This is a genomic window from Pseudoalteromonas sp. 120-MNA-CIBAN-0494 (genome assembly GCF_040308885.1).
Taxonomy (GTDB): domain Bacteria; phylum Pseudomonadota; class Gammaproteobacteria; order Enterobacterales; family Alteromonadaceae; genus Pseudoalteromonas; species Pseudoalteromonas nigrifaciens.
In genome coordinates, this window is record NZ_JBEOOE010000004.1 from 1 (window position 1) to 12,484 (window position 12,484).

The 12,484-nt window shown below is 40.5% G+C and carries 14 protein-coding genes and 1 tRNA gene; 5 read left to right on the forward strand and 10 right to left on the reverse strand.

Going from position 1 to position 12,484, the window contains the following annotated elements; all coding sequences use genetic code 11:
• Nucleotides 1-53 precede the first annotated feature (53 nt).
• The 8 genes from AAEY55_RS04365 to rlmE form a co-directional block, all read right to left on the reverse strand.
• Nucleotides 54-857 (reverse strand): SDR family oxidoreductase, encoded by an 804-nt coding sequence (locus AAEY55_RS04365; protein WP_350550228.1) that lies wholly within the window; start codon nucleotides 855-857, stop codon nucleotides 54-56.
• Nucleotides 858-1,102: 245 nt separating this feature from the next.
• Nucleotides 1,103-1,187 (reverse strand) — tRNA-Leu (locus AAEY55_RS04370).
• Nucleotides 1,188-1,272: 85 nt separating this feature from the next.
• On the reverse strand, nucleotides 1,273-1,626 hold the full coding sequence (gene secG / locus AAEY55_RS04375) for a preprotein translocase subunit SecG (RefSeq protein WP_011327567.1): 354 nt from the start codon (nucleotides 1,624-1,626) through the stop codon (nucleotides 1,273-1,275).
• Entirely contained in the window at nucleotides 1,627-2,376 is a 750-nt protein-coding gene (gene tpiA, locus AAEY55_RS04380; protein WP_350550231.1) for a triose-phosphate isomerase, read from the reverse strand.
• A gap of 72 nt (nucleotides 2,377-2,448) precedes the next feature.
• Nucleotides 2,449-3,798, reverse strand: coding sequence for a phosphoglucosamine mutase (glmM, locus tag AAEY55_RS04385; RefSeq protein ID WP_011327565.1), 1,350 nt, complete (start codon nucleotides 3,796-3,798; stop codon nucleotides 2,449-2,451).
• Nucleotides 3,799-4,644 (reverse strand): dihydropteroate synthase, encoded by an 846-nt coding sequence (gene folP / locus AAEY55_RS04390; RefSeq protein ID WP_350550234.1) that lies wholly within the window; start codon nucleotides 4,642-4,644, stop codon nucleotides 3,799-3,801. It lies immediately after the preceding gene.
• A 97-nt stretch (nucleotides 4,645-4,741) separates the two neighbouring features.
• Complete coding sequence (gene ftsH / locus AAEY55_RS04395; protein ID WP_058374518.1) at nucleotides 4,742-6,679, reverse strand: ATP-dependent zinc metalloprotease FtsH; 1,938 nt, start codon at nucleotides 6,677-6,679, stop codon at nucleotides 4,742-4,744.
• A 66-nt stretch (nucleotides 6,680-6,745) separates the two neighbouring features.
• On the reverse strand, nucleotides 6,746-7,375 hold the full coding sequence (gene rlmE / locus AAEY55_RS04400) for a 23S rRNA (uridine(2552)-2'-O)-methyltransferase RlmE (RefSeq protein ID WP_011327562.1): 630 nt from the start codon (nucleotides 7,373-7,375) through the stop codon (nucleotides 6,746-6,748).
• An 88-nt stretch (nucleotides 7,376-7,463) separates the two neighbouring features.
• Here rlmE and yhbY point away from each other — a divergent pair, with 88 nt between their 5' ends.
• A complete protein-coding gene (gene yhbY / locus AAEY55_RS04405; RefSeq protein ID WP_011327561.1) occupies nucleotides 7,464-7,760 on the forward strand; it encodes a ribosome assembly RNA-binding protein YhbY in 297 nt (98 codons plus the stop codon).
• Nucleotides 7,761-7,836: 76 nt separating this feature from the next.
• Here the strand turns inward: yhbY and AAEY55_RS04410 are convergent, their stop codons facing one another.
• Entirely contained in the window at nucleotides 7,837-8,358 is a 522-nt protein-coding gene (locus tag AAEY55_RS04410; protein ID WP_350550238.1) for a histidine phosphatase family protein, read from the reverse strand.
• A 5-nt stretch (nucleotides 8,359-8,363) separates the two neighbouring features.
• Nucleotides 8,364-9,509: a serine hydrolase domain-containing protein gene (locus AAEY55_RS04415; RefSeq protein WP_350550241.1), complete on the reverse strand. Its 1,146-nt coding sequence runs from the start codon at nucleotides 9,507-9,509 to the stop codon at nucleotides 8,364-8,366.
• A gap of 114 nt (nucleotides 9,510-9,623) precedes the next feature.
• On the opposite strand from AAEY55_RS04415, the gene AAEY55_RS04420 reads away from it, so the two are divergent.
• From AAEY55_RS04420 to AAEY55_RS04435, 4 genes are all read left to right on the forward strand, one after another.
• A complete protein-coding gene (locus AAEY55_RS04420) occupies nucleotides 9,624-10,442 on the forward strand; it encodes a hypothetical protein (protein ID WP_011327557.1) in 819 nt (272 codons plus the stop codon).
• A 91-nt stretch (nucleotides 10,443-10,533) separates the two neighbouring features.
• Complete coding sequence (locus tag AAEY55_RS04425; protein ID WP_086993499.1) at nucleotides 10,534-11,391, forward strand: MipA/OmpV family protein; 858 nt, start codon at nucleotides 10,534-10,536, stop codon at nucleotides 11,389-11,391.
• Nucleotides 11,381-11,767 carry a DUF3019 domain-containing protein gene (locus tag AAEY55_RS04430; RefSeq protein ID WP_041454364.1) on the forward strand — a complete coding sequence of 129 codons (387 nt, stop codon included), beginning with the start codon at nucleotides 11,381-11,383 and terminating at the stop codon, nucleotides 11,765-11,767. The genes AAEY55_RS04425 and AAEY55_RS04430 overlap by 11 nt, the downstream gene beginning before the upstream one ends.
• Before the next feature lie 12 nt (nucleotides 11,768-11,779).
• The gene (locus AAEY55_RS04435) at nucleotides 11,780-12,484 is read left to right on the forward strand and encodes a response regulator transcription factor (RefSeq protein WP_011327554.1); all 705 of its coding nucleotides are present in this window, start codon (nucleotides 11,780-11,782) and stop codon (nucleotides 12,482-12,484) included.

Sequence of the window (12,484 nt, forward strand, 5' to 3'; positions counted from 1 at the left end):
CATGTTCATCGCCTAATCCTTAAACTCTTTTTAGAGTAAATAATGATAGGCAGTTACACAAAATTAGTTACATCCTCCTCGCGCGCTAACTTTTGTGCGGAGATGGTACTGTACTGCAGCTCATCTGCTGCAGAGTTATCTGCAATCCATAACAATACATTACCTATTTCATCCGGTTCGGCTACAGCCTGCTGCAAGCCTTTAATACCCTGATCGCCAATAGTCGCTCTTAGCGTTTCAGTGTTAACAACTCCCGGGTTTACTGTAAAAGCGCGAATACCTTGATGACCATGTTCACGGCAAATAATACCCGACAGTCGCGACACTGCAGCCTTACCTGCACCGTATGCATAACCCCAGCCCCCTTTAGATGCAGGAATAGGCGGATCTTTTTCACCCGCTCCCGAGGTTATATTTATTATACAACCGCTTTGTTGCGCTAACATACTTGGTAAAACAGCTTGTGCTATTTGCACTGGCGCGCCTATGTAACCTCTAGCAACTTTTTCAAGCGTTTGCTGCGTTATATCTAGTAAAGAAGCATTAAGGCCAGCCCCCTGATAAATAGCATTATTGACAACCACGTCAATTTTACCAAAGTGTTCAAACACCTGCTTTAGAGCATTAGCAACGGAGTTAAAATCAAGTAAATCCATTTTTAGCGCAATGACCTCACAACCTAATTGCTCCATCATTTGGGCTGTTTGTTTTAAACTCCCTTGCGTACTTTGCTGTGCTACCTCGCTATCTAATTCACGAGCTGTTATTGCTACTCGATAGCCTGCTTTTGCAAATGCGATGGCTGTTGCACGACCAATACCTCGACTTGCACCTGAAATAAACGCTACTTTTGACACAAATTATCTCCTATTTTTTATTTAACTTAGCATCAATTTAGCATTGCGGCATAGTTTAAATGGACCAAGGATTTTATTGTTATATGAAAATGCTACATAACTGATTACACAAGTAATAATGTGTGTTCTAAAAGCATCTGTTGTTAGATTAAATAAGTGATTTTGTGAGGAGATTTTGTGGTAATAAAGGTTAACGTTAGCTAAAAGCAAAAAACCCAGCAACGTTAGTTACTGGGTTTTAAATTTGGTGCGGATGGGGGGACTTGAACCCCCATGCCCTAAAGCACCACCCCCTCAAGGTGGCGTGTCTACCAATTCCACCACATCCGCATTTTTTAAGCTTGCGCTTAGGTGTTAAACTTTATGATTTATTTGAGGAGTATAAATCGTTTAACGTTTTAGCTTTTACGCTAAATTAATTTGGTACGTCAGAGCGTTGCTCTTTCGAAGATGTAACTGGCACATCTTCTTCAACAGGAATAACTGTTTCTAAAGCTGGTGCTGCTTCAAGGTTTTCCCATTCATCAGTCTTTTTAATATGACTTGCAGTAAGGTTGCCCAGTACTATGCTTAATATAAAAAACACAGAAGCTAAAACTGTCGTTGTTTTAGTCATAAAGTTACCTGCACCTGATGATCCGAAAACAGTTGACGAAGCACCCGCGCCAAATGAAGAACCCATATCGGCACCTTTACCTTGCTGGATTAAAACCATTCCAACAAGCGCTAAAGCTACAACTAAATAAACTACTAGTAAAATTTCGTACATTTATACGGTCCCTTTTGCACTGTTGCAGATAGCAGTAAATGAATCTGCTTTTAAACTTGCGCCACCGATTAGGCCGCCGTCTATATCTGTTTGTGCAAATAATAATTCGCTATTTTTTTCGTTAACGCTACCACCATATAAGATGGTTAGCCCTTGTGCTAAATCGCTGCTTAATGAAGCGATTTTGTCACGGATAAATTTATGAACGCTTTGTGCCTGTTCTGGCGATGCAGTCTTACCTGTGCCTATGGCCCAAACGGGTTCATATGCTATCACAGAATCTTTGAGTGCTGCTACACCTAATTTTTCAATTACTGCATCAATTTGTGCAGCAACTATTTGTTCTGTTTTACCGTTTTCTTGCTCACTTTCGCTCTCTCCAACACATAAAATTGGCGTTAAACCAACTTGTTGTGCGCGAGCAAATTTTGCAGCTACGACATCATTGCTTTCTTTGTATATATTACGACGCTCTGAGTGACCTACTAATACATATTGGGCGCCCAACTCTTTAATAAGTTGTGCATCAACTTCACCGGTAAATGCACCGGGGGTATTTTCTGACACAGTTTGAGTTCCCGTTGAAACACCGCTGGCTATCATTGCTGACACTAACGGAAACGGAGGAAATAAAACAATGTCTATCTCGTTTGATTTAACATTGTTAATAGCATCAGACATTTGTTTAACCAGCTCTAAAGAGCCATTCATTTTCCAATTGCCTGCGACCATCGCCTTGCGTGCTGCCATTTTTCCACTCCACATGAGAAAGCGGTCGAGATATTAACTCGACTCGCCCAAAGTTACAAGAGGTTATTGTTATCAATCAGTTTGTTTGCTCATAGATTCAACAACCGCGGCTATTTTTTCTGCGCTGTCGATTACTAACTTCTCTTGTTCGGCCTCAACCATAACACGTACAACAGGTTCAGTGCCTGATTTACGTAGTAACACACGCCCCTTTTCACCTAAAGTTTGCTCAACCTCTGCTACTGCAGCTAATACTGCAGGCGCTTTTGTCGGATCTGTACCTGGGGTGTAACGTACGTTAATCATTTTCATTGGGTACTTAGTAAAACCAGTACCTAAGTCTTGTAATGTTTTATTTTGCGCAACCATAGCAGCTAGTACTTGCAAGCTTGAAATAATGCCATCGCCGGTGCTAATTAAATCAAGGTTTAATACATGGCCCGAACTTTCGCCGCCAATAGTCCAGCCTTTTTGTTGTAGCAATTCCATTACATAACGGTCGCCTACTTTACTGCGTGCAAATTCAATACCTTTGGCTTTCAATGCATTCTCAAGGCCCATGTTTGACATAACAGTGCCAACAACACCACCACCTAAATTATCATCTTGCGCTGCTTGGCAGGCAATAATATACACTAAGTCATCACCATCAAACACACGACCATTATGATCAACCATCATTACACGGTCGCCATCGCCATCATAGGCAATGCCCACGTCTGCATTATGTTCAAGCACTTTACGTTTTAGGGTATCTACGTGAGTAGCGCCGCATTCATGGTTAATATTTACACCATTAGGCTCACACGCATGCGTGATTATATTTGCACCTAGTTCGCGCATTACTGATGGGGCAATATGGTAAGTTGCGCCATTGGCACAATCGAGTACAATTTTTAATCCTTCAAGCGACAAGCTTTGTGGAAATTGGCTTTTACAAAATTCGATATAACGACCATCAGCGCTAGTTAAGCGACTCGCTTTACCTAGTTTATCTGACTCAACACAAGTCATTGGTTCATCAAGCATGGCTTCAATTTCAAGCTCTACTTTGTCATCAAGCTTTAAACCGCGACAGTTAAAAAACTTTATGCCGTTATCGTAATACGGGTTGTGCGATGCACTAATTACTATGCCGGCTTCGGCTCTAAATGTTTGTGCTAAATAAGCAATCGCAGGGGTTGGCATAGGGCCCAGTAATACAACATCGATTCCTGCTGCAATTAACCCTGCTTGTAATGCGGTTTCTAACATATAGCCTGAAATGCGGGTATCTTTACCTATCATCACTTTTTTAGTGCCGTTTTCTGATAGGACACGGCCCGCAGCCCAACCTAGTTTCATTGCAAACTCAGGATTTATAGGATGCTCACCCACGAGCCCGCGTACACCATCGGTGCCAAAATATTTTCTTTCTTTCATTTAAAGTACTCCTTGTTTGCAGGCTTGTAGTACGTTAAGTACATCTGCGGTTTCTTTTACGTCGTGTACACGAATAATATGCGCACCATTTTGTGCTGCGATTAATGCGCCCGCTAAACTGCCGGCCAATCGCTCATTTGTATTTCTATTTAATAAGTTGCCAATCATCGACTTACGCGATAATCCCGCTAATAACGGTAAACCAAACTGATTAAAGTCATTAAACTGCGCCAGTAGTTGGTAATTGTGGTTGAGTGTTTTACCAAAACCAAAGCCAGGATCAAGAATAAGTTGTGTTTGCTTAATCCCCGCTGTTTTACACGCAGCAATACGCTGACTAAAAAACTGTTTTATATCTGTAAATAAATCATCATAGTGCGGCGCTGCCTGCATGCTGCGAGGTTGGCCTTGCATATGCATTAAACACACCGCAACATCAGGAAACTGCGCCGCTACGTTCAGTGCGTCGCTTTCTTGTAATGCACGTACGTCATTAACAATATCGGCCCCAGCTAAAATAGCTTGGTGCATTACTTGTGCTTTACTGGTATCAATAGATATAACGCAATCACTGTTTTCACGAATTGCTTTAATCGCTGGTATTACACGTGCTAATTCATCCTCAAGGCTCACATCAGGAGCACCTGGGCGAGTCGACTCTCCGCCAATATCTATAATTTGCGCGCCGTCGTCTAACAATTGCAGCGCACGCTGCAGCGCAATATCAGGGTCTATAAACTTCCCGCCATCTGAAAAAGAATCGGGAGTAACATTAAGTATTCCCATAATTACTGGATTTGCCAAACTTAGTGTACGTTTGCGAGGTAAGTTTAGTAAATTATTCATGATGACCTTTTTTGTTTGAATTAGCTGAAGTTTATTTTATACGTTTGATACAAAAAAGCCCCGAGGTTCGGGGCTTTTAGTTTAGCTATTTTAACGATTATTCAGCTTTGTCATCAAGGTTTGTTTCATCTTTTTTAGCTTCATCAGTTGGTTTTTGATCTTCATCAACTAATTTTTCTGCTGAAACATCTTCTTTAACTGGCTTTTTTTCATGGCGGTCATGGGCATCGCGTGGTTCGCGAACTTCTTGGCGCGCCATTAAATCATCAATTTGCTTAGCATCAATCGTTTCGTACTTCATCAGCGCATCTTTCATTGCGTGTAGAATATCGATATTTTCTTTTAATATCGCTTCTGCTCGTTGATAGTTACGATCTGATAATAAACGTACTTCGCTATCGATAATTTTAGCTGTTTCGTCCGATATACTCATAGAGCGGCCACCGCCCATGTACATATCGTTTTGATCTTCTGCGTAAAGTAGTGGTCCAAGTTTTTCACTTAAACCCCAGTGCGTTACCATTTTACGGGCAATATCACTCGCACGTTCAATATCGTTACTAGCACCTGTGGTTACTTTATCTGCACCATAAATAAGTGCTTCTGCGATACGTCCGCCATACAGGCTTGAGATCATCGACTCTAGCAATTCTTTAGAATGGCTTACACGGTCTTGTTCAGGCAAGTACATAGTTACACCTAGCGCACGGCCACGTGGAATTATAGATACTTTATAAACAGGATCATGCTCTGGCACCATACGACCAACAATAGCATGGCCAGCTTCGTGGTACGCTGTCATGGCTTTTTCTTGCTCGCTCATCACCATGGTTTTGCGCTCAGCGCCCATCATGATTTTATCTTTAGCAGCGTCAAACTCAGCCATACTTACAACACGTTTATTACCGCGTGCAGCATACAGTGCAGCTTCGTTTACTAGGTTTGCTAAATCAGCACCTGAAAAACCCGGTGTACCACGTGCAATTACAGCCGCTTCAACGTTGTCGCCTAATGGCACTTTACGCATGTGTACTTTAAGAATTTGTTCACGGCCACGAATATCAGGTAATCCAACTTCAACTTGACGGTCAAAACGACCAGGACGAAGTAAGGCTGGATCTAATACGTCTGGGCGGTTAGTCGCAGCAATAACGATAATACCTTCGTTACCACCAAAACCATCCATTTCTACTAGCATTTGGTTTAGCGTTTGCTCACGTTCGTCGTTACCGCCGCCCATACCAGCGCCACGTTTACGACCTACAGCATCTATTTCATCAATAAAGATAATACAGGGTGATGCTTTTTTAGCTTGCTCGAACATATCTCGTACGCGAGATGCGCCCACACCAACAAACATTTCAACAAAGTCCGAACCAGAAATAGTAAAGAACGGCACTTTTGCTTCACCAGCAACGGCTTTAGCAAGTAACGTTTTACCTGTACCAGGAGGACCAACCATCAACACGCCTTTAGGAATGCTGCCACCTAATTTTTGAAATTTTGATGGGTCGCGTAAAAAATCTACCAATTCTGATACATCTTCTTTAGCTTCATCACAACCAGCAACATCGGCAAAAGTGGTTTTTATTTGATCTTCGCTCATTAAGCGCGCTTTACTCTTACCAAACGACATTGCCCCTTTACCGCCACCGCCTTGCATTTGACGCATGAAAAATATCCACACACCAATAAGCAGTATCATTGGGAACCAAGAAATAAATATACTTGCTAAAAATGACTGCTCTTCAGGTTTAACCCCTTTCACATTGACGTTACTTTTTAACAAATCATTTAAAATGTCTTTGTCGTAAATAGGCATAATCGTTTGAAAACGTTCGCCACTGGTTTTAGTACCTGTAATTGTGCCACTGGTACTTTCAATTGCCACTTCTTGTATAGAGCCACTGCGGGCATCTTTAACAAATTGACTATAACTTGTTTGACGATCTACTTGATCGCCGCCATTAAAGCTCTGAAATACTGACATCAGCACAACTGCAATAACCAGCCAGAGTATTAGATTTTTTGCCATATCGCTCAAGGGGTTAACCTCTTGTATCCAATTAATTTAAATTCAACTAAACGCCCAACAACTGTACTACAGTTTATATCCAGTCGCTACTATATATACTTCCCGTGAACGGGCGCGCGAGGCATCTGGTTTACGTATCTTCACTGTTTTAAAACTATTACGTACATCTTGCAAGAACTGATCAAAGCCTTCACCTTGGAATACTTTAACAATAAATGCACCATTTTTCTTTAATACTTGATTACACATATCCAGTGCAAGCTCGACCAAATACATGCTACCAGCTTGATCAACTGAATTGTTACCACTCATATTTGGTGCCATGTCAGAGAGTACCACATCAACATTTTTGCCATCAATACGTTTTAACAATGCACTTAACACTGCTTCTTCACGAAAGTCGCCTTGTAAAAAGTCAACACCCGCTAATGAATCCATAGGAAGGATATCGCACGCTATAACTTGTCCTTTATCTCCTACTTTTTCTGCCAAGTATTGTGACCAACTACCCGGTGCAGCCCCCAAATCAACAACAGTCATTGCTGGGCGGAGTAACTTGTCTCTACTTTGGACCTCATCTAATTTAAAAACAGCTCGAGAACGCCAACCTTTTTTTTGCGCCTCTTGAACATATTTATCATCAAAATGTTCTTTCAGCCATCGCTGTGAACTGGCTGACTGTTTTTTATTTGTCATAAATTAACACGCAACTAATTAGTAATATTCTTTAGATGGCGGTAGAATACCCTTAATTCAAGCCATATTCAGCAAAATTTGTATAAACATGACATTATCAAACAAACAAAAGCAGTTTTTAAAAGGTCAGGCACATAGCCTTAAGCCTGTAGTTTTACTAGGTTCTAACGGTTTAACCGAAGGCGTAGTAGTAGAAATTCAAAGCGCATTAGAAATTCACGAATTAATTAAAGTGAAGGTTCCAACTGATGATCGCGAAACTAAAGCGCTCATTTTTGAAGCAATTGTGCGTGAAACTGGTGCAACTAAATTACAATCAATTGGTCACACTATTGTGCTTTACCGCCAAAGTGAAGAGAAAAAAATTAAATTACCGCGTGGCTAAACACTACTTGTAGGATTTACCCGGTAATATAAAAAAACCAGCATATGCTGGTTTTTTATTATCTGTCACTTTTAAATTAATTATTAAAATCCATAGTGAGTTCACTGACCCTATATTGTGGTGCATCTTTTGGGGTTTTATCGCGTATTTTGTCTAGTATGTAATAGCGCGAAAACTCATCTTCAGACATAGCATTAATCCCACCATTTGAAAGCAATGCCGTAAGCTCAGGTGTGGTATTACTGTGCCCTACAACAATTACAACACCCTGTAATTTTAGTAAGTTACTTTTAAATGAAGCTAAATCACCTGCATCATACATTTTTACTGCAGTGTTAAAGTAAGTAGCCATTGGCGCTGCTGTTTGTAATGTACGCTTATAATTGCTGCTAAATAGCTGCACGTTTTTATGTTGTTTTATTAACTGTACCAAATACTGTGCACGTTGTGCGCCAAGCACTGTAAGCGACGGGTTTTTACCGGCTTGTTTTTCACTGTGGCGAAATAAATAAATCTTATCTGGGGCGGCAAATACAAATTGGCTATTAAACACCATAACCAGTAGCGCCAAGATTAAAAGCCTTTTATCTTTAATCATGATTTTTAGCCTCGCTTATATTTAAGCACTCTATTTATAAACTCTGTTGTAAGTTCATTTATCACCCCAGTTTCGGCATTTATTATTAAGCTAAAACCCACATTTAAATGAGGAAAAACCACTAAATCGGTGCGATAGCCTTGCACCCAACCACTATGGTAATAAAGGGTTTCATCATCGTAGTTATATACTCGCCAACCTAGCCCATAAAAAGCCTCACTAAGATGACCTTTCCATACTCGTCGGTATTGCTCTTTTTTGGTATGCGTATAGGGACGTGTTTGTACCGCTAATGCATCGAGCGATAATACATTTGGGTACTGACCTAATTGCGCCTTTAACCATATTGCCATATCGGCGGCACTGGCATTTATGCCTGCAGCGGGGGCTACTTTATAATAATTTTTTTTCAGCTTAGCGCTATACCAACGTTTTTTCCCTCTTACATGTGGAAATGCGTAGTTTTTATCTTGCACCATAGCGTCGTAGCCTAAACTAGTGTCATGCATTTTTAAGGGCGTAAAAATAGCGTCATTTAGCCACTGAGAGTAACTTTTATGAGTACTCCTTAAAATTACATCGTCAATTAAACTAAACATCACATTTTGATAGCCATAACACTGCCCAGGATCGCATATGGGCGCTACCGTAAGTAGCTTTTCAATAATATCTGGATAACTCATTCGTGATTCAATTAGGTTATCGTAGGCGTTGGGAACTAGGCCACTAGAGTGACTTAAAATATGATAAACCTTTAAATTATCTTTGTAGTCGGTGTTAGCAAATTCAGGAATATAGTCGCTAATAGGCTGGTATAAATCTATTTCCCCTTCACTTGCAAGCTTAGCAGCTAACGATCCTGCAAAGGTTTTAGACACCGATGCTAATCTAAAACGTGTATGTTGATTAACCCTTTGAGAGCTACCCACTTTGGTAAAGCCCATGGTATGGATATAATCACTCGACTGCATATTAACAATCGATAAAGCCGCGCCAGGTATACCTTTTCGTTTAAGCTTTTTTTGTGCGTAACGCCCATATTTTTTTACAAATGCAGGCCAATCTGGATCTACATTTGCAGCAACCTCTGAGTGGGTTATTAAAATACAAAAGGCGAGCAGGTAATAAATCGAGTAATTAAGGTACTTCATCGGTGGCTGTTTTTTCTTTTTTTAATTGCTTCTATGCATATAATATCATGAACTTTTGTCAAGACTAACGTACAATATGTTGATTATTGGCCTTTTACTGAGTGTGAAGTATTTATGCGTTTTTTAGTTGTACCACTTTTTATATTATTTTCATCGGGTTGCGCTATAACCACAACAACAAATCAGCCTGCTGAGCCATTGGCAATGCCCTTAAAGCCAATGTTAAAAAGTCAGACATACCAACTGGAGTATGAGGCACAACACACCTCGCCTAAAGTAAAGTCAGTGCAATTACCAGCTCATAAAGTAATGAAAAACCAAACGGTTAAAATTGTTACCGACAGAGTAAGTGTAACCGACACTTTACTGGCGCAAATAAGCCAAGCGCTCAATGACAAACAACTAAAAGTAACTACTAAAAACGATAGTGATTACACACTTGCTATTCATCAAGTTGATCTGTCGTTTACCGATGATAGTAAATACACGTTAAATCAGCCCAAACAACCTTATGCTCTATACTCTAAAGTTGCACAGCAATTTCCAACCCAGCAGTGTGCAACTATTTTAGCGCAAGTTAGCATGCGCTTAACGCATAAAGCCTCTGGTGATGTTGTTTGGTTTGCAAAATCATCTTTAGATAGCACTAGCTTTCATCGTGAATCACTGATCTATAGCTTTACCGAAGAGCAAAAAATCACTAATGAACTTGAAGTAGTCGCCTTTGTCCACCAGCAAAATACCGAACAAGCACGTTTAGCACGCGCCGAAGCAAATACAAAGGTAACTATTCCTAAATATAATACAATGAGCAAGCTTAGCACACTGACTAAAGTGCAAGGCCCGTGTACTCGCACAGAAATAAGTGCTTTAGCACCAATGATGCAGTTTTATTTAAGCAGTATATTAATCGACAAAATTAAAGTGATATAAGCGTAAGTTAAACACTACATTTTTTACAGGTTTAAAGGAACGTTTAACAATATACTACGCTTTATAACCATTACTTATTTAGGTTCCAAGGATGAAGCACTCAATACTTAGCTATTTTTTATGTTACACCTGCTTATTATTTGCCTGTGTATTTAGTGCCCATAGTACTGCCAGTAACCGCTATTATGCTGATAACACCTTAGAGCCTATTCAAGGCTTTGCATGGGACTGGAGCGCCGGTACTGGTTATTATATTGAAGACTCTTACCTTATCGGCATGGACTCTTATGACGATGGTATTGAATTAGATCTCAGCCTTGCGGTTTCTTTTGATAACTTTTATCTCGATTATGACCATAACCAACTCAGCGGCGGCCTTGTTATAGGCTACAGTCTAATTAACAAATATAATTGGGAGCTCGATATAATCGGTGCTAACGCCCAAGCTGGGTTTGGTCAAAAAGGCTTGGGGTTTTATAACAATGGTGTGGTTGAGGAATTACGCGGCATTAAAAAGCGTAAGTATGACTTTAATACAGGCCTTAGATTTACCCACAGATTTGATGGCTCACAGGTTTCTATTGAATTTTTGCATGACATTTCTAACGCCCACAATGGCTGGGTATTTAATTCTTTTTTTAGCAAAATACAACCTTGGCGTAACTGGGAGTTTCGCTCAGGCATAGGCTTTAGTGCCTACTCTGCTGACTTTACTAACTATTATTTTGGTATTGAGCAAAGTGAAGTTACCTTGCTGCGTCCTGCCTATAAAACCAATGCCAGCAGCAGCATTATGCTTGAGTTTCATGCTGAGTACCCGCTTAACCAAGACTGGGTGTTTTTAGCCGGCTGGTTAACGACTTTATTTTCTAAAGAAATTGACGACAGCCCTATTATTTCTCAAGGGTACCAACACAAAGCCAAGCTAGGCGTGCGTTATGTATTTTAGACGCTGGTGTTATTTACTATTAGCTTACCCTGGCAGTTTACTCGCCGAGGTGCCCCAAGAGGTAACCGCACTTAGTGCAATACCTAATACCTGCGTGGCACTACGTGAAGGCCGCCACTGTTATACTGAAGTGGTTTTATCATGGCAGCAGCCCACAATAGGTAACTACTGCTTACGAGACGCTACCTCAAAATATATTATGCAATGTTGGCTTAAGCAGCAACACGGCGTTTTTAATTATGCATTTGACTCTGAGCAGAGCTTATCATTTGAATTATTTGATAGTAATACTGCAAAAGTCATAGCCACCACTGAAGTAAAGTTACAGTGGGTTTATCAAAACAGGCAGAAAAAACGCCGTTGGCGATTGTTTTAATAAGGAAGTCTTATGGATAATTACGGTACTATTTTACTCGTTGAAGATGATATTTCTTTGGCACAATGGGTGGCTGAATATTTAACAGAACAAGGCTATTGTGTACATGTTTGTCATCGCGGTGATGAAGTTGTTGGCCAAGTTAAAACCTTGAAACCGCAGTTAATACTACTTGATATTATGCTTCCTGGGTTAGACGGCATAAGCGTTTGTCGCGAGCTACGTAGCTTTTATCAAGCTCCTATTATTATGCTAACAGCTCGTGATGACGAAATGGATGAAGTGATTGGCTTAGAGGTAGGTGCCAGTGACTACATAATGAAACCGGTACGCCCTCGTGCATTACTAGCAAGAATAAAGTCAGCCCTTAGGCTCACCACCCAAAGCAGCCAATCTCATAAACAGCATAGTATTATTAATGTAGGGGCTTTGAGCATTAATAGTGAGTCGCGAAGCGTTAAGCTTAACGATATCGATATAAATATATCTAGCGCTGAGTATTTATTGCTGCATTACTTAGCCAGTAACGCAGGGCAAGTTGTATCACGCGATGCGGTGTTTAAAGCAACCAAAGGACGCGAGTACGACGGCCTTGATAGAAGTGTTGATGTGCTAATTTCTGCGCTACGTAAAAAGTTTAATGACGATCCGCAAAACCCTGAAAAAATTAAAACAATTTGGGGACGAGGTTATTTACTCGTTGCCACTGCTTGGTAG